Source organism: Alphaproteobacteria bacterium (genome assembly GCA_019746225.1).
Classification (GTDB): domain Bacteria; phylum Pseudomonadota; class Alphaproteobacteria; order Paracaedibacterales; family VGCI01; genus VGCI01.
This window is the reverse complement of sequence record JAIESE010000012.1, coordinates 42,489-62,984: the sequence shown is the minus strand read 5'-3', so window position 1 is coordinate 62,984 and position 20,496 is coordinate 42,489. Positions and strand designations below refer to the sequence as shown.

At 46.4% G+C, this 20,496-nt stretch carries 16 protein-coding genes; 4 read left to right on the top strand and 12 right to left on the bottom strand.

The genetic code is table 11. The features are described from left to right. Window positions 1-5 precede the first annotated feature (5 nt). A complete protein-coding gene (locus tag K2Y18_01805; protein MBX9804469.1) occupies window positions 6-821 on the top strand; it encodes a DUF2125 domain-containing protein in 816 nt (271 codons plus the stop codon). Here the strand turns inward: K2Y18_01805 and K2Y18_01800 are convergent. The 3 genes from K2Y18_01800 to K2Y18_01790 all read right to left on the bottom strand — a co-directional run bounded on the left by K2Y18_01800 (window position 818) and on the right by K2Y18_01790 (window position 4,210). Then, on the bottom strand, window positions 818-1,528 hold the full coding sequence (locus K2Y18_01800) for a class I SAM-dependent methyltransferase (protein MBX9804468.1): 711 nt from the start codon (window positions 1,526-1,528) through the stop codon (window positions 818-820). The two genes, K2Y18_01805 and K2Y18_01800, sit on opposite strands and share 4 nt — an antisense overlap. A 386-nt stretch (window positions 1,529-1,914) precedes the next feature. Further along, window positions 1,915-3,372, bottom strand: a complete 1,458-nt coding sequence (gene rfaE1, locus K2Y18_01795; protein MBX9804467.1) for a D-glycero-beta-D-manno-heptose-7-phosphate kinase — start codon at window positions 3,370-3,372, stop codon at window positions 1,915-1,917. Window positions 3,373-3,508: 136 nt separating this feature from the next. Next, window positions 3,509-4,210, bottom strand: coding sequence for a zinc-ribbon domain-containing protein (locus tag K2Y18_01790; GenBank protein MBX9804466.1), 702 nt, complete (start codon window positions 4,208-4,210; stop codon window positions 3,509-3,511). 164 nt (window positions 4,211-4,374) lie between these two features. On the opposite strand from K2Y18_01790, the gene infC reads away from it, so the two are divergent. Next, on the top strand, window positions 4,375-4,971 hold the full coding sequence (gene infC / locus K2Y18_01785; GenBank protein MBX9804465.1) for a translation initiation factor IF-3: 597 nt from the start codon (window positions 4,375-4,377) through the stop codon (window positions 4,969-4,971). Between the two features lie 278 nt (window positions 4,972-5,249). On the opposite strand, the gene polA is transcribed toward infC, so the two are convergent. The 7 genes from polA to K2Y18_01750 form a co-directional block, all read right to left on the bottom strand. Next, window positions 5,250-8,006 (bottom strand): DNA polymerase I, encoded by a 2,757-nt coding sequence (polA, locus tag K2Y18_01780; GenBank protein MBX9804464.1) that lies wholly within the window; start codon window positions 8,004-8,006, stop codon window positions 5,250-5,252. A gap of 243 nt (window positions 8,007-8,249) precedes the next feature. Next, window positions 8,250-8,924, bottom strand: a complete 675-nt coding sequence (locus K2Y18_01775; GenBank protein MBX9804463.1) for a porin family protein — start codon at window positions 8,922-8,924, stop codon at window positions 8,250-8,252. A gap of 322 nt (window positions 8,925-9,246) precedes the next feature. Beyond that, entirely contained in the window at window positions 9,247-9,912 is a 666-nt protein-coding gene (locus K2Y18_01770) for an outer membrane beta-barrel protein (protein MBX9804462.1), read from the bottom strand. A 180-nt stretch (window positions 9,913-10,092) separates the two neighbouring features. After that, entirely contained in the window at window positions 10,093-12,753 is a 2,661-nt protein-coding gene (gene alaS, locus K2Y18_01765; protein ID MBX9804461.1) for an alanine--tRNA ligase, read from the bottom strand. 26 nt (window positions 12,754-12,779) lie between these two features. Then, window positions 12,780-13,835, bottom strand: a complete 1,056-nt coding sequence (gene recA, locus K2Y18_01760; GenBank protein MBX9804460.1) for a recombinase RecA — start codon at window positions 13,833-13,835, stop codon at window positions 12,780-12,782. A 149-nt stretch (window positions 13,836-13,984) separates the two neighbouring features. Continuing rightward, window positions 13,985-16,228, bottom strand: a complete 2,244-nt coding sequence (locus K2Y18_01755; protein ID MBX9804459.1) for a response regulator — start codon at window positions 16,226-16,228, stop codon at window positions 13,985-13,987. A gap of 98 nt (window positions 16,229-16,326) precedes the next feature. Further along, entirely contained in the window at window positions 16,327-17,253 is a 927-nt protein-coding gene (locus K2Y18_01750) for a TerC family protein (protein ID MBX9804458.1), read from the bottom strand. Window positions 17,254-17,342: 89 nt separating this feature from the next. Here K2Y18_01750 and arfB point away from each other — a divergent pair, with 89 nt between their 5' ends. Together arfB and K2Y18_01740 are read left to right on the top strand one after the other, a co-directional pair. Continuing rightward, on the top strand, window positions 17,343-17,765 hold the full coding sequence (arfB, locus tag K2Y18_01745) for an aminoacyl-tRNA hydrolase (protein ID MBX9804457.1): 423 nt from the start codon (window positions 17,343-17,345) through the stop codon (window positions 17,763-17,765). A gap of 167 nt (window positions 17,766-17,932) precedes the next feature. After that, window positions 17,933-18,628 carry a hypothetical protein gene (locus K2Y18_01740; protein ID MBX9804456.1) on the top strand — a complete coding sequence of 232 codons (696 nt, stop codon included), beginning with the start codon at window positions 17,933-17,935 and terminating at the stop codon, window positions 18,626-18,628. 165 nt (window positions 18,629-18,793) lie between these two features. Here the strand turns inward: K2Y18_01740 and K2Y18_01735 are convergent, their stop codons facing one another. Both K2Y18_01735 and gltA read right to left on the bottom strand, forming a co-directional pair. Beyond that, entirely contained in the window at window positions 18,794-18,994 is a 201-nt protein-coding gene (locus K2Y18_01735) for a hypothetical protein (protein ID MBX9804455.1), read from the bottom strand. Next, window positions 18,991-20,307 carry a citrate (Si)-synthase gene (gene gltA, locus K2Y18_01730; GenBank protein ID MBX9804454.1) on the bottom strand — a complete coding sequence of 439 codons (1,317 nt, stop codon included), beginning with the start codon at window positions 20,305-20,307 and terminating at the stop codon, window positions 18,991-18,993. Before gltA ends, K2Y18_01735 begins: the two co-directional genes overlap by 4 nt. Between the last annotated feature and the right edge of the window lie 189 nt (window positions 20,308-20,496).

Below are 20,496 nucleotides of genomic sequence, written 5' to 3'. Positions count from 1 at the left end.
CGATCATGTCATCCAAACAAAACCAAAGCAATGCAACTTGGGGAGGGCGCATTGTCAAGTCCCTCCTGGCAATCCTCCTTCTGACCATCGCCTTTGATTTTGGCAAACACTTCATTTTAAAAAGAACCCTGGAAAATGAAATTGCTCTTTCACAAGGGGTGATAACTCTTGATTCGATGTCCATCTCAATCTGGCCATTCCTTCAAAGTCATCTGATTTTAAAGAATTTTCATGTCAATGTGTCTGGAACACCTCTTGCCGCTACGACGGTTACCATTCGGCAAGGGTGGCGCGACTGGCGCCTCGCACATATCCAAGCACAAGACGTTAAATCCGCCGAGACGCTGGCCATTCAAGATGCCCGCGGGATTTTGGACACCGCAGAGTTAAGATCACGTGTGAAAGTCTCAGAGCTCGTCCTCACTGGCATCAACGCCAAACTCCCTCTTCTCGAGTTCGGGGGCTCCCGCGCCTCTTTTGATTTCCTTTATGAAATGGGGAGTCATCAACTCTCTCTAAAGACAGATGCGCCAGACCTCTTTTTTGCAAATGGTATCGAATTTGGGTTAAGTGGAGAAGGGACTATTGATACGAAAGCACCAATCCACGGTAAAATGGATGTGAAAATCCGAAATATCGATAAGATGTTGAAGGAATTGGTGACCGCTGGCGTTATTGATGCATCACAAGCGGGCCTTGTTACAGCGGGCAGCGAATTTTTAGGTAAAATTGGGCTTCATGACCTCACATTGCCTTTGAAAATCGAGGATGGGGAAGTGTTCTTAGGTCCGGTCCCCTTGTTTAAAGTGGGGAAATCTTAAGCCCCAACAAGCTTTGGGGCAGGAACGGGTTTTAGAGCGCGCATGGGCGTTCCCGCATAAACTTGCTTCATCGCCTCAACGCACACGATCCCTGAAAATTTTTGCAAAACCTGATTGCCAATCTTATCCAAGAAAGGCGCACACGCCATCATCAGACGGGATTGGCTCGGAACCATATACAACGCGCGCTTGGTCGACACAGGCGTAAACAGGTTACTCTTCAACAAGGTGGTTAGCTGGGTCATGGTATAGGGCTGTCCATGCCCAAAGGGCGTGCTGTCAAGATGCGCCCACATGCTACGCCGGTTGGGAACAATGATCAACAACCGCCCCTGCCCTCTCAACACTCGCCAAGCTTCTCGCAAGAGTTGGCGCGGTTGTTCCGTATGTTCAAGGGTGTGGATCATCAAGATACGATCCACAGATTCATCGGGCAAAGGCAAACACCCCTCTTCAATAAGCGCAATGCGAGAGTTCCCATTATCCGGCCACAACACAACGCCTCGCTGCGCAGGCATTAAAGCAATGATATTTTCGGAAGGTTTCAGGTAAAAATCCAAATAGGGAAGCGCATACCCCAGTCCCAACAAAGTCTGTCCGGAAAGATCCGGCCACATATGATGGATACACCCCTGGATCTGGTGCCCTGCGGCCTGCCCAAGGGGGGTCGAATAAAACTCCGTAAAATTCACAACGTCATAGGCCATAGGCCTGACTATAGCATTATTGGGAAACCCACGTAAGGTGATGAATTTTGTGAATGATTGCAAACAGGGAATTGCGAGAAGTTAAACCATAGCTTCGTTATGTTTGCTTAAAAAATTTTTCCAGAATAAATAATTCACTCGACGTCATAGTTCCCAGTGAATTTTGGCCATAAACCCCTCACCCGCTTCTTCGCGCTGCTCATCAGCGACCTCTCCCACAAGGGGAGAGGTAAAAATGCACGAGTTACTAAATAGTGGATCTCTGAAATATGAGAAAAGTGGCTGTTATTACCTCTCCCCTTGTGGGAGAGGTCAGCAACGAGCAAAGCGAGTTGATAGGTGAGGGGTGTGCAGCATCATAAGAATCTCTTTCTTATGAGAATAACTCACCCACTCTTTTGAAGCTTCTCGACCGTCGCCGTCGTGCTATAGCCGGGTTTGAGGTCGATGAGGTGAACTTTACCACCATTCAGCATAACCACATCAGCGCCCACAACCCTGTCGATTGTATAATCCGCGCCTTTGAAAAGCATGTCCGGAAGAAGGGTTTCAATAAGTCTTAAAGGGGTGTCATCTTCAAACAAAATGACCGCATCGACATACTCTAACGCGGCCAGAACATGAGCTCGGACAATTTCAGCTTGAATGGGGCGGCTCTCCCCTTTTAATTTTTTGATAGACGAATCTGTATTGAGCCCCACGATGAGACGATCACACGCTTTTTTACATTCCTCTAAGGAGAACAGATGGCCTAAATGGAGAAGGTCAAAGCACCCATTGGTGAAGCCGACCGTATACCCTTTTCGACGCCAGATTTGGGCTTGGTGATTGGCCTCTTCTAAAGTCATGATCCTGCACGGCGCCAGCGTCTCAGCCTTTAGGGCAGCGGCGGCCAACTCATCTTGGGTCACGACGGCCGTTCCAACTTTGCCAACCACGATTCCAGCGGCCACATTTGCGAGTCGAGCCGAATCCTCCATAGAATGGCCGGAGCTGATCGCAGCCGATAGTGTTGCGATGACGGTATCTCCAGCGCCGGATACATCAAAAATCTCGCGGGCTTGCGTTGGGATATGAACGGGTTCTGCTTTAGAACCAGGCCCAGAAGAAGTGAGCAATGTCATGCCTTTTGCACCACGCGTTACCATAACAGACTCAAATTGATGGAGATCTTTGAGACGTTGCAAGGCCTGAACAACATCTTGATCGGAAGTGATCGATCCTGGCGTGACTTCCCGCAACTCCTTTTCATTCGGCGTCAGGAGGGTTGCACCTTCATAACGGGCGTAGTCTTGACCTTTGGGATCGACAATGACGGGGATTCCCGCTGCTTTTGCTGCTTGAATCACAAATTGACAAAGTTCAGGGGGAAGAGATCCTTTACCATAATCCGATAAAATGACCACCTGAGCCCGCGGTAATTGGTCTGTGACCATGGCTTTTAGGGCCTCTACAGTTGCCGCTGAGGGCTCTAAAACCACTTCCTCATCCACCCTTAAAAGCTGCTGAGCGTTTGAAATGAATCGAGACTTCACGGGTGTACGACCTTCTCCTGTCAGCTGTGCATCGACGAGAGGTAAAGTTGCAAGGAGGTCTTTTGTCTTCTGTCCCGCATCATCTTTGCCAATAATCCCAACAAACGTTGTCGGACATCCAAGGGCAGATAAATTTCGCACCACATTGCCTGCACCACCGAGCGCATAGAAATCACGATTGATTCTAAGAACAGGCACGGGTGCTTCTGGGGAAATGCGATCCACAGAACCATAAACAAAGCGATCCAACATCAGGTCGCCTAAACACAAGACATGGGCGTTTTCAAAAGAGATATCAAATATTTTCATGACGTTAAGATCGTTTCTATTATGTTAGCTTCTGCTTCTACTTAAACGATCAGTCGTGTTTTTTCAACTTATAATGTTAATTCGCGCTCATCCTTACAGAAGCATCTGGAGAAAGGGTAATTTATCCACCCCTCTTTTAATAACTCACATCAATCTTATCAATCGTGGACCAACCGGGGTGGGTTGTAATGGTTTGAAAGGGAAGACGCCCGCCGGGAAGTAATTCTTCGCCCTTATTGGCGTGCTGCCACGAATGGGATTTTGGTTTCATCACTTGACCATTGTTTTTACCAGAAATTGTTATGGTCAAAGGGGGAATGGATACAGATTGTGACGAAACATTGACGATCTCTCCCGTGACGAGAAGATGCGGCACATTATTATGATGGGTTGCATCATAATTGATGCCTTGAACAATAAGACCTGGCCCAGCTGCAGCTGGATTTCCGCCGACGCGGGGATTAAGGACACGCTTTAAACTCGGGGCATGGTCAAACAGGGTCGCCCGTTCACGATAAGTCACAAAACCAACAATACCGATAGCCGTAACAATAACGAACCAATCTAAATAAAACCTATGAATAAAAGCTTTTAAACCCCGTGGCCTTTCTTCATCAGCCAACGACTTTTCTAATATATTGAGACCGGGATTTACGTTGTGAGAGATCCGTTCTTTTTCAAGGACTCCCTCTCTTCTTGGGTCTAACACCAACATTTCTTGCGCTTCTTGCCACCAAACATTGCCACAGTCACCACAGCGAACCTGACGGCCCTTTTCGGGCATTGCGTCGTTCTCAATAAGGTATTTTTTTTGACACGACGGACAAGTGATAATCATGATCTCATACCCAAAATTTAGTCATTCATATATCAATCATAGGATGAAGTGAGGGGCAGAGCAACGGGGTTAGATAAAATTTTTTAATAATTTTAAAGAAGTGGGAGAATTAACCCTGCGATGAACTATTTCCTTGATCTTTTTTCTTGCAAAGTCTAGACCATATGATAACCATTGTGTTAATAGTAACGATATATCATTTTATAATCATTAAGGAGATCACTATAGCACGTTTACCAAATGAACCGACAACCTCAAAAGATGGCCCCCGCGTCAATGGAGAGATTACCGCTCCCAAAGTACGTTTGGTTGATGAAAATGGGGAAATGATCGGGGTGATAACTCGCTTTGAAGGCATACAAATGGCCCAAGCTGCTGGTCTTGATCTTGTCGAAGTCTCTCCCAATGCTGATCCTCCGGTTTGCAAAATTCTTGATTATGGCAAATATAAATATGAGCAACAGAAGAAGAAGGCTGAAGCAAAGAAAAATCAAAAAATTGTCGAAATCAAAGAAATTCAGATGCGACCAGGAATCAATGAAAATGACTTTCAGGTGAAATGTCGATCAATTAAAAGATTCATTGAAGATGGGGACAAAGTCAAAATTACGATGCGCTTTCGGGGGCGGGAAATTTCTCACCATGAAATTGGCATGCAAGTTTTAACGCGCCTTCGTGAACTTTTTGAAGAAACTGCCAAAGTCGAACAAATGCCGCGTTTAGAAGGCAAACAAATGATCATGGTCCTCGTCCCGAAGTAAGATAGGGGCTTGATGAGTTCATTATTTTTTGTGATTTAAACAATGACGTCATCGCGAGGAGTTAAGCCGCAGCTTTGCGGAGGCGAACGAGGAAGCGATCCAGGGGCCAAAGACAAGCCATTAATTTTCCTGAAATCCTAAACGCACTTGGGTCGCTCCTACTACCCCTGGATTGCTTCGTCGCATGCGCTCCTCGCAATGACTTAACTTAATTTTTGATTCACTTACTCTTTCCATTCTCACCTAGGCAGAACTATACTGATCACTCAACACCTCACTCAGTGAGCCTCATCCCAGTTGTTCCCAATCCCAACACCCACAACAAGGGGCACTTTTAGGACCAGGACATTCTCCATTAGCTTTTTGAGCTCTGGAACGGTTGTCTCCAACTCGCTTTCCGGGACTTCAAAAACCAGTTCATCGTGAACTTGCAGAAGCATACAAGTCTTTGAATTCAAATCACTCAAGAGAGGGGGAATGTGAATCATCGCCCGTTTAATAATGTCTGCATTGCTTCCCTGCAACGGGGCATTGATGGCCTGACGTTCCGCAAATTGACGAGCAACCGGGTTATTGTCTTGAATCCCCATCGTATAACATTTTCGACCCCACAGTGTTTGGACATAGCCTTGTCGGCGAGCAAGCTCTTTGCACCGTTCCATGTAATCTTGAATCCCGGGATAGGTCTCAAAATACTTCTTGATATAAGCGGCAGCTTCCCCTTGAGGTATACCCAGTTGATTTGCAAGGCCAAATGCGCTGATTCCATAGATAATGCCAAAGTTGATGGCTTTTGCTTTGCGCCTTAAGGTGCCATCGATATGATCCGGGGAAACGCCAAACATCGTGGACGCTGTGATGGTGTGAATATCAAGGCCTTTGCGAAATGCCTCAACGAGAGCCGGCACCTCCGCCATGTGGGCCAGTAGGCGCAACTCAATTTGAGAATAATCAAGGGAGACCAGACGTTTCCCCGCATCCGTCACAAAAGCCTGCCGAATCTTACGGCCATTTTCGGTACGAACAGGAATGTTTTGGAGATTCGGATCCGATGAGGAAAGACGCCCTGTTGATGTTCCTGCTAATGCATAAGATGTGTGAACACGGCTGGTTTTGGGGGACGCGGCCGCTATCAATCCATCCACATAAGTCGATTTCAATTTTGAAAGACCTCGCCATTCCAACACCCGCACAGGCAAGTCATGACCTTGCGCGGCCAGGGTCTCAAGAACATCAACATCAGTTACATATGCCCCCGTCTTTGTCTTCTTTGGCGACTTTACTTTTTGAGTCCCCTCCGCAGGAGGAGACATGGAGAGATTCAACTCATCAAACAAAATTTCGCCAAGCTGCTTTGGTGATCCCACATTAAACACCCGCCCTGCCAGCTGATAAATAGATGTTTCCAATTGCACCATTTGGTCAGAAAATTCTTGACCTAAACGATCCAGAAGCAAACGATCTACCCGAATACCTTGGCGCTCCATCGCCGCAATAACAGGAACAAGGGGGCGCTCCAGGCGCTCAAACACGTGAACCATCTTCTCCGCAATCAATCGGGGATAAAAGACATGGTAGAGCTGAAGCGTGATGTCGGCATCTTCTGCTGCATACGCTGTTGCTTGATCGAGGGGCACATGATCAAAAGTTTTCATCGCCTTTCCAGTACCACAAACATCAGCAAACTTAATGGTTTTATAACCGAGGTGACGCTCAGCAAGCTCGTCCATCCCATGTCCATTTCTCCCCCCATCTAGCACATAAGACATCAGCATGGTATCCGTGAGAGGAGAGATCGTGACCCCATAATTACCCAAAACAACGAGATCATATTTCAAATTATGACCAACCTTTAAGACACTTGGATGGGTGAGAAGCGGTTGCAAGGCGCTCAATACCGCCTCTCTCGTGAGCTGAGGCGTACTTGCTTGATGGGCGACGGGAATATAACATGCTTGATCTTTATTGATAGCCAGAGAAAGCCCCACCAAGGTCGCCTCAACCGCATTTAAGGACGTGGTTTCGCAATCAATGGCGATGATGGGGGATTCCATGGCTTTATCAATCCAGCGGGTCAAAGCTTCCAGCGTCGTCACTGTCTCATAGGTGGTTTGAAGTTGCGGCGTTTGAGCCATGGAGAAGCCCGGAAGCTCTTGAGTACCTGCCGGGGCTACAACTGTGTTCTGCCGATCAATCCGTGCGATCAGGCTGTTAAACCCCTGGGTGCGCAAGAATGTATTGAGGACCATTTGATCCAAGGGGCGAACTTTTAAATCAGGCAGAGCAAGGGGAAGCGGCGTATCATGGCGCAACGAAACAAGCTGACGAGAAATACGGGCTTTTGTAGCATTCTCCATAAGAGCTTCCCGTCGTTTAGGTTGCTTGATTTCATGGGCGCACCTCAGAAGGCTTTCCAAATCCCCATAGGTGTTGATGAGCTCTGCAGCAGTTTTAATGCCAATACCCGGGACACCCGGGACATTATCGCTCGCGTCCCCGGCAAGGGCCTGGACTTCTACAACCTTCGAGGGTGGAACACCAAATTTTTCCAGGACTTCCGCCTCCCCAATGGTGCGGTTCTTAATGGGGTCAAGCATCGAGACGCCAGGGCGCACCAATTGCATGAGATCTTTGTCGGAAGAAATGATACACACCTCATACCCCGCCTCTTGCGCGTGCTGAGCGTAGGTCGCGATGAGGTCATCTGCCTCAAATCCCTCAGCCTCAATACTGGGCACATGAAAGGCTGCACAAGCATCGCGAATGAGTTGAAATTGGGGAATCAGATCTTCAGGTGGATCCGGACGATGCGCCTTATAATCAGCGTAAATTTCCTGGCGGAAGGTTTGGCGCCCCGCATCAAACACAACCACCAAGGCATCCGTTTTGGTTTCCAGCAATGTCTTAAACAACATTGTGCAAAACCCGTAAACAGCACCCACAGGCACACCATCTGGGCGCCGTAATGGGGGCAGAGCGTGGAATGCTCGAAAAATATAACCAGATCCATCAACCAGTGTGAGCTTCGTCATCATAATACCTGTAAAGAGTTTTCTTGCTTTTAAGGGGTAACATAAGGGATCAGAAAACTCTAGGGGTCGTGATTAAAGCCAGTGAATGGGGCACGTGCTCGAGCTTAACATGCTTCACAAGTATTTTTTTGAAATACTATATGAAAACAACAACATACAGTCATTTCAAGGAGCGCCACTGATCAAACAAAAAAAACCCTGCACCGAAGTGCAGGGTCTTCTTTTGACGTTTTAAGGAATGAATCCTTAGAACTTGTAAGCCAAACCGATTTTACCAGATTGGCTACGGATTGTGCCCACGTTAACAAAGTTATTGGACAAGGCTGCATTATTTGTTGCACGAAGACTTGGTCCAAATTCATAAGTATATTCAACGCGTAAGTATACATTCTTATGAATCGCTGTTTCCAAACCAAGACCTGGTGCGAAAGACATACGGTTCTTGGAACCACTACCTGCGTTCGTAGTTGAGAATGCATTTAAGGTATCTCTTAATGTCCACTTACCCCAGTTGACGCCTAAGCGAATGTACAACATGGTGTTTGGAGTGAACAAGTAACCACCACGCAATGCTGCGTTAAAGTAGCCATTGCGCTTCAATTCAAAAGCACCGCCTGTTGCTGGAACATTGGTGTCCAATGTGTCACGAATTTTTGTATTTTCGAAGAAATATCCAATTTCACCACCAAAGTATAGGCAATTTTGTACCCAGCCATAACCTCCAAAGATACCAATGTTAGCAGCATTGCCACCAATATCTACGGAACCAGGAACACCTTGACCATTAAATTGAGCTGTTTCTTTTGCTGTTGTTGAACCATAACCACCAGCTGCACCAATGTAGAAACCTGTTGAAATGTTTGCTTGTGTAGCACTTAACATTACAACGCTTGCTGCGAGGGCTAACGTTAATTTTTTCATAATCTAACTCCTTTATTTTATTTATTTTATAATCAGATCGTTTATCAGAAATCTGATCACCCGTAACTTTCACACAAGGACACTTTTTACGCATGTCTCCAATCGAATACAACAGTTAGTCAACTTGATTTATATATAAAATCTAAGAGTGTGTCTTGTGAGACACATTTAGGTTGAGTGCCCTTAGTAGGCAATAACCTCTAAGCACGTTAGGATAGGGAGTTCAGGACAGACCAGACTTCGTTACAATGAATATTGGCGAAAACAAAAAACCCTGCACCGAGGTGCAGGGTCTTCTTTTGTTGTAATAAGGTCAAAAGCCTTAGAACTTGTAAGATATTCCAAGTTTAGCAGATTGACTACGAATGTTTGATGCGGTATCAGAAATGTTTGGAACAGCTTGGTTTACTGCACGAACACTTGGACCCCATTCGTATGTATATTCAGCACGCAAATAAACGTTCCTAGCAACGGCTGTTTCTAAACCAACACCTGGCGCAAAAGAAAAACGATTCTTTGATCCAGAACCTGGTGTATTTACACCAAAGTTGCCATTATTAGCATTATCATTCAAAGTCCACTTACCCCAGTTTCCACCCAAGGCAATGTAACCCATTGTTGTTGGTGAAAACAACCAACCACCACGCAAAGCTACTCTTGCATAGCCATTACGCTTCAACTCAACACGGCCATTTTGTTGTCCAAAATTATTGGAAATTTTTGCATTTTCCCATGTGTAAGAAACTTCACCACCAACATAGAGGCAATGAGAAACATATCCATAACCACCATGAATACCAAGATTTCCAGCACCGCTACCAATATCTACAGAACCAGGTGATGCTGGGTTTGTTTGGGCATTAAATTTAGCAGTATTGGCACCATAACCACCATGAATACCAGCATAGAAACCAGTTTGGATTTGTTTTGCATCTGCAGCGCCAATAACGAATGCAGTTGCAACGAGAGCTAAAGCTAACTTTTTCATAATATAACTCCTTAATATAAACATACCATATCAACTCATTAACTATTTGTTAACTTATTGATTAACCATACTTTTTACACAATTATAGTTTTACGCACCAATACTTAACAAAAAGATTTTTCGATATCTAGGTTTTACAAAAAGAGGAGAAGTGTGTCTTATGTGACACAATGGCGCATGTCACTGCTGACGCAGTAAGCTCACAATGGCTTCAACAGCTTCTGAAACGTTGGCTTTGCTGCCCCCTGCTTGGGCAAGATCAGTCCTTCCGCCACCGCCACTCCCGCCTAAAATGGCGGCGCCTGCGCGGACCAAGTCCACGGCATTGAGGATCGCTGTTAAGTCTTCAGATACCCCAACAACCAAGGAGGATTTCCCATCCATAACGCTCGTTACCACAACAATACCCGATCCAATTTGATTTTTCAGATCATCCACAAGGGGTTTTAAATCTTTAGCGGGGATGTCCGTTAAGTGACGTACGATCATTTTGAAGGCGCCTACTACCATGGTATCTGGCCCTTGGCTTGAGCTCCCCCCCTCATTTGAACCGATAAGCGCCATCTGACGGCGCAAATCCGTCACTTGTCGCTCTAGATTCTTTCGTTCCGTAAGGAGGGTGTCAATGCGCGCAGCAAGTTCTGCTGGTGTTGATTTTGTGAGACTGCTCAATTGTAACACTGTGCCTTCCGTCTCGGTCACATACGCTAATGCTGCTAGACCCGTTAGGGCCTCGATGCGACGCACGCCGGCCGCAATGCCCACTTCGCTGATCATTTTAAACATCCCAATATCCCCAGTACGGTTCACATGGGTGCCGCCGCAAAGTTCCACGGAAAACGGCTTTTCGCCCTCTTCTGGCTCTCCCATACTTAACACCCGAACCTCATCTCCATACCGTTCGCCAAACAAAGCCATTGCTCCGTGACTAATCGCTTGCTCCGTATTCATTAAATGGGTGTGGACGAGATTATTCCTTATAATATGGTCATTCACCAAGCGCTCAACTTCCACCATCTCTTCCCGACTCAACGGTTTGGTGTGCGTAAAGTCAAAGCGCAAGCGATCTGGCGCCACAAGAGACCCTTTTTGGGTAACATGTTCCCCCAAGATCTGTCGCAAAGCCGCATGAAGCAAATGGGTCGCTGAGTGATTAGCCCGAAGCAGAGTGCGTCGCTTCGTATCCACATGCAGCTTGATTACATCACCTGGCAATACTGTTCCTTTGATAACCTTGGCCAGGTGAACGTGAAGGCTCCCTCCCTGCTTAATTGTATCGGTTACCTGAAGTTCAGCCCCGGACGCCGTTACAAGGTTCCCCTGATCTCCCATCTGACCACCTGATTCCGCATAGAAAGGCGTTTGATTTGCAATCAAGGCAATTTCCTGGCCGTGGATTGCCTCTTTCATGCGTTGACCATCCTTCAAGATCACTTGAACAATGCCTTCCGCATCCAGAGCGTCATACCCTAAGAATTCAGTCGCCCCAAATTCTTCATGCAAGTCATACCAGATTTGCTCATTTTTGGACTCGCCCGATCCAGCCCAGGCTGCACGTGCGGCAGCTTTCTGCGCTGCCATCGCGGTTTGGAACCCTTCTAAATCGACGCTACGATGAGCGCTTTTCAGCACATCTTGGGTCAGATCAAGGGGAAAGCCGAAGGTGTCATAGAGTTTAAACGCAACCTCTCCCGGCAGCGGTTGATCAACCCCGAGAGGAGCCGTGGCCTCATTCAAGAGTCGCAACCCCCGCTCCAAGGTTTGACGGAACTTTTCTTCCTCAAGGCGCAAATTCTCCACAATGAGGGATTCTGCCCGGATTAATTCCGGATACGCCGTGCCCATTAAACTAATGAGGGTCGGCACCAAGCGCCACATCAACGGATCTTTGGCCCCTAATATATGAGCATGGCGCATGGCGCGACGCATGATACGGCGCAAGACATACCCGCGACCTTCATTGCTGGGAAGAACCCCTTCCGCTAAAAGAAAAGAACATGCCCGCAAATGATCCGCGATCACGTTATGCGATTGGCGATGGGCCGGATCCTTCATACCAGTCAGGTCGATAGAGGCCTGGATCAGAGCCTGAAATAGATCGATGTCATAATTGTTGTGAACCCCTTGCAAAACGGCGGCCAAACGCTCCAACCCCATGCCCGTATCCACGGATGGCTTTGGCAAAGGAATGCGCCGGCCATCGGCAAATTGCTCATATTGCATAAAGACCAGGTTCCAGATTTCCGTAAACCGGTCGCCATCTTGATCTTTGCTCCCCGGAGGGCCCCCAAAAACCTTTTCTCCGTGGTCATAAAATATTTCCGTGCAAGGACCACACGGACCGGTATCGCCCATGGACCAAAAATTATCAGCCGTCGGGATACGGATGATGCGATCCGCTGACAACCCCGAAATCTTCTTCCAGAATTTGGCGGCTTCCTCATCTTCTGAGTATACCGTGACCAACAACCGTTCTTTCGAAAGGGAAAAATGATTCGTGACCAGATCCCAAGCAAAAGAGATCGCCTCTTCTTTAAAATAATCCCCGAAGGAAAAATTTCCCAACATTTCAAAAAAGGTATGGTGGCGAGCGGTATAGCCGACATTCTCAAGGTCATTGTGCTTACCCCCGGCTCGGATACACTTCTGGGATGTCGTCGCTCTTACATAAGGGCGCTTATCTGCGCCTGTAAACACATCCTTGAACTGCACCATCCCCGCATTGGTAAATAAAAGTGTCGGATCATTGCGCGGGACCAAGGGGGATGAGCTGACCTGCTCATGGCCCTGGTCTTTGAAAAATTGAAGAAAGGTGGATCGGATGTCTGTGAGCGTTCGCATGAATTTACCCCTAAATCCCCCCAGTTTTACGCCGCGTCTTCTATCATAGATTCAGGGCTGGCAATCATTGCTTCAGCGACAACTCCGGTATTATCGCGAACCGCTTTTTCAATTTCAGCAAACATTTCTGGATTTTCTTTCAAGAATGCCCGTGTTGCTTCCCGGCCTTGGCCGATGCGTTGACTTCCATAAGAATACCAAGATCCGGACTTATCAATGACGCCCGCTTGAACACCAAGGTCAATAAGCTCGCCCGTCTTAGAAATGCCTTCCCCATACATAATGTCAAAATCAACAACCTTGAAGGGCGGAGCCATCTTGTTCTTCACAACTTTCACACGGGTTTGGTTGCCCGTGACCACATCCTTGTCCTTAATGGCGCCAATGCGACGAATATCAAGACGAATTGACGCATAAAACTTCAACGCGTTACCACCGGTGGTTGTTTCTGGGTTGCCAAATACAATTCCGATTTTCTGACGAATTTGGTTAATAAAGATGACCATACAGCCGGTCTTAGAAATTGACCCAGCAAGCTTGCGAAGTGCTTGGCTCATCAATCGCGCTTGAAGGCCCATGTGAGAGTCGCCCATATCCCCTTCTAATTCCGCTTTCGGGACAAGCGCTGCCACAGAGTCGATGACGAGCACGTCAATGGCACCACTGCGCACGAGGGTATCCGCAATTTCTAGGGCCTGCTCCCCTGTATCCGGCTGAGAAATCAATAACTCATCCAAATTAACACCCAATTTTCTTGCATAGCCTGGATCAAGGGCATGTTCCGCATCGATGAACGCGCATGTGCCGCCGACCTTCTGGGCTTCTGCAACCACATGAAGTGTCAGGGTTGTTTTACCCGAAGATTCAGGACCATACACTTCAATAATACGGCCCTTAGGGAGTCCTCCAATGCCGAGTGCGATATCAAGACCAAGAGAGCCGGAAGAGACAACTTCAACATCAACCGCATTTTCCCGCTGACCCAAGCGCATCACGGAGCCTTTTCCAAAAGCACGTTCAATTTGCGATAGGGCCGCGTCTAAGGCTTTGGTTTTATCACCACGGGATAGGTCGTTCGACATGGGTCATTCTCCTTTTATTTTATTATTACCTACCGATTCAGATTATGAGGCAAATGCAAGCGGAATCGAGAACCGGAGCGGAGCTGACTTTAATGTCAGTGAGCACCGGAAGCGAGATGGAGCGCCGCAGTTGTCCATAAGCTGAATCGTTACACTTCCTGAGTTATTGTTAGCACTTCTTTGACTTTAGATGCTAGGTCTTTTAGCGTAAAAGGTTTGGGCAAAAAATGAATTTTTGCGTTATGGTCAAGATTTTTGCGGAAAGTATCTTCCGTATACCCTGAAATAAAAATTGTCTTCGTATCGGGATATAGATCTCGGATCTTTTTGCTCAAAGTTGGACCATCCATTTTCGGCATCACCACGTCTGTTACCAACAGATCAAAGGGTTCGCCATTGCTGACGATGTCGAGCGCCGACTCACCACTGTCCGCTTCAATGACACGGTAGCCTTTTTCCCGCAAAGCGCGGGCACTGAACATGCGTACCGCATCTTCATCTTCTACCAAAAGTATCGTACCGCCCCCGGTCAAGTCTCCCGAAGGGGCTTCAACGTGGGGGGTGTGCACCTCTTCAATCCCGTCGAAACGAGGAAGTAAAATCTTAAAGCTTGTCCCCTCCTTAAGCACACTATCCACCAAAACAAACCCACCGGTTTGTTTCACGATTCCATAAACTGTGGAAAGTCCAAGACCCGTTCCCTCCCCCACTTCTTTTGTCGAAAAGAACGGCTCAAAAATATGCTCTAAATGTTCGGGCGGAATACCATGCCCGGTGTCGATAACCTCGATCATGACATAATCCCCTTTTGCTACCAGATCATGGCCAATCCGTTGTTGCTTCAAGCATTGGTAATTGCTGGTGCGGATGGTCAGTGTCCCTCCATTCGTGATGGCATCTCTTGCATTGACAACGAGATTAATAATAACTTGTTCCAGCTGACTCACGTCAACCTTTACAGGCCACAGATCCCGACCATGAATCATTTTCAGCTCGATGCCAGCACCAATAAGCCGGCGCAATAGAGTCGAGAGATCCGCCAAATTGTCCGTAATATGAACAACCTTGGGCTGCAACGTTTGTTGGCGAGAAAAGGCAAGAAGCTGGCGCACCAGGTTCGCCGCGCGATTGGCGTTTTGTTTTATTTGCATCACATCCGTATAGGCAGGATCATTGGGCAAATACCTTTGAAGAAGCAAATCACAATACCCGATCATCGCAGTCAGTAAATTGTTAAAGTCGTGAGCGATACCACCAGCTAATTGTCCTACCGCTTGCATTTTCTGGGATTGGATGAATTGTCGCTCCAGGCGCTTTTGTTCTGAAATATCAAGAAATTGGAGCATGAGGATGGGTGTGTCATCTTCTTGAATCAAGTGAGAGACATAGGTGGTTGTCTGAATTTTATCCTCATCAAAACGAATTTCAAAAGGTGTTGGTGGGGTGGTTCGCTCAAAGGCCCGACGCAGCTTGGTCGTTGTTTCTGACCGCATGGCGGGATGAATCATTTCAAAGAAGTCTTGATGCGGCTTCATCTCCCCCACCATTACGGAAAAGGAAGGATTGTGGTCAATAATTTGGCCATCCTCACCAATCATGACGGCCGGAATTGTTGCATCTGAAAAAGCTTGTTTAAACACCCCGGCCCCTGCCCCACTGGAAAGAAGACTGTCCGCTCGGCAAAAAAGAAGGGGTTGAGATTTCTGCGAGGTGAGCGCCAACATCTTGAAAGGAACCGTATGGGGACTGTGCACAGGGATAATGGGCTTACCTTGCGCCCATTCTTCTCCCAAAAAAGCTTGAAGCGCCATTCCCAAAAGCCCCTCTCGGGGGAGTCCAAGCCACCGACAAAACGTTGTGTTTGTGCCAGTGATTAACCCAAATGTATTGGTATAAACAACCGCAATAGGTGCCTTATCCACAAAGGACTCAAGCGCAGCATAATTGTGCTTCAACTGATTGTGACTGGCAAAATGGGGTGTTATATCCCGAAGGGCAGCCATAAGACCTTTGCGACCAAAATATCCCCCAATATCAAGGGGTGCCGTTGCCAACAACCACCACTTCTGGTCCTGCCCCAACCCATTCCCCCCCCCACTCACCAGGATTTCTCCGCGAACATGGCCTTCGATCATTGCCTTGAGTTCAGCCGCCTCCGGAGTTGGTGCAATACGATTCAGGATTTTGCGTAAAAACTCTTCTTGATTGGGATAGGTGTTGGGGTGCGTCGTCCAAATTGATTTGCCCGACTCATCAAAAATTGCAGCTTCAATGGCTGGTGTTAGAGTCGATATGCCCGCATGAATAAGCTTCAGTTTCTGCTTATATATATTTTGTTGCTTATTGGCATAAACCCAGTAAGCCATGGTTGCGACAGACACAAGACCAATCATCACAAGGCAAAACCACTCTAGGGTGTCCGTTGCCTGAGCGCTTAAATAGCTAAACGCCCCACACCAAGCGAGAGTACCCAAAATAACAAAAAGCGATCCTATTTGGGGCACTTTTCATCCCCTTTAAAATAGGAGAGCAAAATGCTCCCCCCCAAAATTGATATTATCACGAATAATGACCATTCCGTTGGAATTTTATAGATATCCATAATCATCATTTTTATCCCCACAAAACATAGAATAAGAGAAACCCCAGGTTTTAAATAGGTAAATTTTACAACTGCGTCAGCTAATAGAAAGTAGAGGGATCGCAACCCTAAAATTGCAAAGACATTGGATGTATAGACGATGAATGGATCAAGGGTTATGGCAAAAATAGCGGGGATAGAGTCAATGGCAAAAATAAGATCAGAAAATTCAATGAGAGCTAAAGCTAAAAATAAAGGCGTTGCCGTCCATCCTTTACCTTTGACTTTTAACCAAAGCTGTTGCCCCTCTATTTTATTGGTGAGGGGAATATACCGTTGTAAAAACAGTATGAGGGGGTGTGTTTCAAGATTGCGTGGCTTTTCTGGCATTAAAAGTATCTTGAGGCCTGTGAATACAAGAAATGCCCCTAATAAATAAAGGATCGGATGAAAGTATGAAATAAGGGCAAGGCCGAACCAGATCATCAATGCCCTTAAGATAAGGGCACCGATAATTCCCCAGAACAATACCCGATGTTGATATTTTAGAGGAATATGAAGAGATTGAAAAACAAGGGAAAAAACAAATATATTATCGATGCTTAAGGATTTCTCAACGATATATCCTGCCAAAAACTCCATGCCTTTGTCGTGGCCCATAAAGAAGTAGAGACCCGCCGCAAACCCCAAAGATATGAGAACCCAAACCAAGGACCATCTTAAGGCTTCCCGAGCATTGACAACATGGGCTTCTCTATGAAAAACACGCAGATCAAGCCAAAGCATTGCGAGTACGAGGACATTGAAGATGATCCAAAATGCCGGAGTAGTTCCCATAACGAGGCCTTTCAATATTCTTGGTATACTTCTGTTAATAAGTCTATCATAGACTTGAATTTAGACAATAACCAGAGGGCTTGAGTCATATGCAAATAACGCCAACACTCTTTATTGATGAGCGTGAAATCAGTGAATCCTTTATTCGAGCTAGTGGACCTGGCGGGCAAAACGTCAATAAGGTGTCTACAGCTGTGCAACTTCGCTTTGATATCGGCCACTCTGCTTCCTTGCCAGAAGACATACGGGAACGCCTGTTGGCGATGGTCCGGAGTCGTCTTACGAAAGAAGGCATCCTCATCATCACGGCGCAACGCTATCGCAGCCAAGACCAAAATCGCCAGGATGCCCGTCGACGCTTGGCCGAGCTCATTCTTCGCGCAACCATTCCCCCCACAAAACGTATCCCCAGTAAACCTACGAGAGCGTCCAAAGAATCCCGCCTGGCGAGCAAGGCCCGTCGGGGTCATATAAAACGTGGGCGTCGGATGACTGGCGAGGATGAGGATTAACAATGAACATTTCAATATTTTAAAAATATGTAAAGTTGTAACTAATTCCTTTACATGATATATATACTTATCCCTAATGGATGATGAGTGGTTCATAACCAGTTCTTGGCACTTGAGCAAAGACAAATCCCATTAGGTTTTTAATATAACAATTAAGGAGAATCGCGATGAAGAAACTATTTAAATGGACCCTGCCTGCCCTTTTGGGAATCATGCCGGTTCAAGCAATCGACTTAGATAACCTAACGCCACTTGAAGCTACCGAACATACACCTCTAACGCCACGCACTTCGACATTTCGTAGCTTCGTTGGAGAGGTCGCTGAAGAGGAAGGAAATCATAACGTAAGTTTCGTTGCAGATATAAATCCACAGGGTGCAAAATATCGTGTACTTAAAGTAGATAGCCCTATAAATGGAAATGTAATCTTAGGATACTTTCCCCCTGAAACAAAACCACTGGCAATGAGAACCTTTCTTAAAGAAGTCTCTGAAGGCACTGTTCCCGTAACATTTGCGGAAGAAGCTGATGCAGAGGGGAAACTATCCAGAATTATAATAGATGAAGCCAATCAACGCTCTCTTCTAGTGGAATTTAAGTTGCCTGAAGTCGTTGCGGCTATTCCAAACGAACTCGTTGTAGCAAAAAAAGATGAGAAAAAGGTGGGCCATTTTGAAATCTTGGGTAAAAGACTAGACGGCTTTACAGCGAAAGCGAAAGTTGACGCAGATACTCAGGGAAAACGCCTTGAAGGCTTTGTGAAAAATGAGGTTCGACCAACAGTTGAGCAAGAAGCTCACAATGCTGGGAAAGCCCTAGAAAAGGCAGGCCAAAATATTAAGAGAGCTTTTAAAAAATTATAAGTTCGTAAGAATCCAACATCTTGATTTTAAAAATCAAGATGTTGGAAGGTCATTACCCTGTATTCCCAACATTCTTTTTGACCCTTATTGCCGTTGATTAATAAATTGAGAGAACGCCCTCATCTGGCAATGTAATATGCTAAAATCTGCTTCTAAGAATACCAATTAAAATATAGCGTAGGCGAGCGCTGCCCCCACAAGAATGGTCCAGGCAATCAGCCAGGTAAACCATTTGGTTGCCGGCATCAAATTATCATTGGCTGAAGACTGAATAATTTGATAAATCATTTTCTTGGTTGGGTCGGAAATACATGTTTCATAACGATCGTCTGAGGTGCGTCTTCTATTCGTATTCGTCTCTATCATTTTCTCTCCTCCAAACGTTTTTCCATAGGAACATAGTCCCTATACCCTTTACCAACATACAACTGACGAGGACGACCGATCTTTTGCAACGGATCGGCAATCATTTCTTTCCATTGAGAAATCCACCCAACGGTTCGCGCAATGGCAAACAGGACGGTAAACATTGTCACCGGAATGCCCATCGCTTTAAAAATAATCCCTGAGTAGAAATCCACATTGGGATAAAGCTTTTTCTCAATAAAATAGTCATCCGCCAAAGCGATGCGTTCCAGCTCCATGGCAAGTTGGAGAGTGGGATGATTTTCAATCCCCAGATCCGCCATAATTTCATGACACGTCTCGCGCAACACAGTGGCTCGAGGGTCATAGCTCTTATAAACGCGGTGCCCAAATCCCATCAACCGGAAGGGGTCGCCTTTATCTTTGGCCCGATTGATGTATTCCGGGATGCGATCAATGGTTCCAATTTCATCCAACATTCCTAAAACCGCCTCATTAGCGCCTCCATGGGCTGGGCCCCATAGCGCCGCAATACCGGCTGCGATGCAGGCAAAGGGGTTCGCACCACTAGAGCCCGCCAAGCGAATGGTTGAGGTAGACGCATTTTGCTCATGATCCGCATGCAAAATAAGGATGCGATCAATGGCCTTTGCCCACACGGGATTAATTTTATAAGGTTCAGCTGGTGTTGAGAAAAACATATTCAACATGTTTTCAGAATAAGAGAGGTGATTTTGAGGGTACACAAACGGCTGACCAATAGAATATTTATAAGCCATTCCGGCCAGTGTTGGCATCTTAGCAATGAGCCGCAAGGCTGCAATGTGACGTTGAGCGGGATCTTGAATGTCTAAGCTGTCGTGATAAAAGGATGATAAGGCGCCAACCACGCCGACCATAATGGCCATGGGGTGGGCATCTCGGCGGAACCCACGGTAAAAGGCACTCACCTGTTCATGTACAAGGGTATGCTTATTGATCGCTTGAACAAATTCGTCTTTTTGAGAGGATGTTGGCAAATCTCCGTAAAGAAGAAGATACGCCACTTCCATAAAATCGCTCTTTTCAGCCAATTGTTGAATGGGATAGCCTCGATAGAGCAACATCCCTTTGGTGCCATCAATAAAAGTAATTTCAGAGCGACAGCTGGCTGTTGAAACAAAACCCGGGTCAAAGGTAAACAACCCCGTCTCATTATATAGACCCTGAAGATCCAAGACACCCGGGCCATCCGTACCAAAATAAACAGGAAGATCAATGGTTTTTCCTTGGTAACTCAATTGAGCCAATGTTTGGGTCTTCGGTGCCACCATGGTCATTTTTCTTCCTTCAAATTCTAAACAACAGCTTTGAGGCGCTGTCGAGGCTTGTCGTAAAATACTTTTTAGTCTTAACCCATATCTTTAACTTTAACCATCAAAGGTAAAGGAATCAATAACGGGGAGTGAAAAAAAACCTTCGATTTTACGCGTATTTTTCCTTAATTAACTCTAGCGACGAAT

Bases quoted from the DNA above. Each gene is read 5' to 3' on its own strand.
- gltA (MBX9804454.1), bottom strand. From the start codon at position 20,307: ATGGTGGCACCGAAGACCCAAACATTGGCTCAATTGAGTTACCAAGGA.
- K2Y18_01740 (MBX9804456.1), top strand. From the start codon at position 17,933: ATGAAGAAACTATTTAAATGGACCCTGCCTGCCCTTTTGGGAATCATG.
- arfB (MBX9804457.1), top strand. From the start codon at position 17,343: ATGCAAATAACGCCAACACTCTTTATTGATGAGCGTGAAATCAGTGAA.
- K2Y18_01805 (MBX9804469.1), top strand. From the start codon at position 6: ATGTCATCCAAACAAAACCAAAGCAATGCAACTTGGGGAGGGCGCATT.
- rfaE1 (MBX9804467.1), bottom strand. From the start codon at position 3,372: ATGAAAATATTTGATATCTCTTTTGAAAACGCCCATGTCTTGTGTTTA.
- K2Y18_01800 (MBX9804468.1), bottom strand. From the start codon at position 1,528: ATGGCCTATGACGTTGTGAATTTTACGGAGTTTTATTCGACCCCCCTT.
- recA (MBX9804460.1), bottom strand. From the start codon at position 13,835: ATGTCGAACGACCTATCCCGTGGTGATAAAACCAAAGCCTTAGACGCG.
- K2Y18_01755 (MBX9804459.1), bottom strand. From the start codon at position 16,228: ATGATTGGTCTTGTGTCTGTCGCAACCATGGCTTACTGGGTTTATGCC.
- polA (MBX9804464.1), bottom strand. From the start codon at position 8,006: ATGATGACGAAGCTCACACTGGTTGATGGATCTGGTTATATTTTTCGA.
- K2Y18_01735 (MBX9804455.1), bottom strand. From the start codon at position 18,994: ATGATAGAGACGAATACGAATAGAAGACGCACCTCAGACGATCGTTAT.
- K2Y18_01775 (MBX9804463.1), bottom strand. From the start codon at position 8,924: ATGAAAAAATTAACGTTAGCCCTCGCAGCAAGCGTTGTAATGTTAAGT.
- infC (MBX9804465.1), top strand. From the start codon at position 4,375: ATGATAACCATTGTGTTAATAGTAACGATATATCATTTTATAATCATT.
- K2Y18_01770 (MBX9804462.1), bottom strand. From the start codon at position 9,912: ATGAAAAAGTTAGCTTTAGCTCTCGTTGCAACTGCATTCGTTATTGGC.
- K2Y18_01750 (MBX9804458.1), bottom strand. From the start codon at position 17,253: ATGGGAACTACTCCGGCATTTTGGATCATCTTCAATGTCCTCGTACTC.
- K2Y18_01790 (MBX9804466.1), bottom strand. From the start codon at position 4,210: ATGATTATCACTTGTCCGTCGTGTCAAAAAAAATACCTTATTGAGAAC.
- alaS (MBX9804461.1), bottom strand. From the start codon at position 12,753: ATGCGAACGCTCACAGACATCCGATCCACCTTTCTTCAATTTTTCAAA.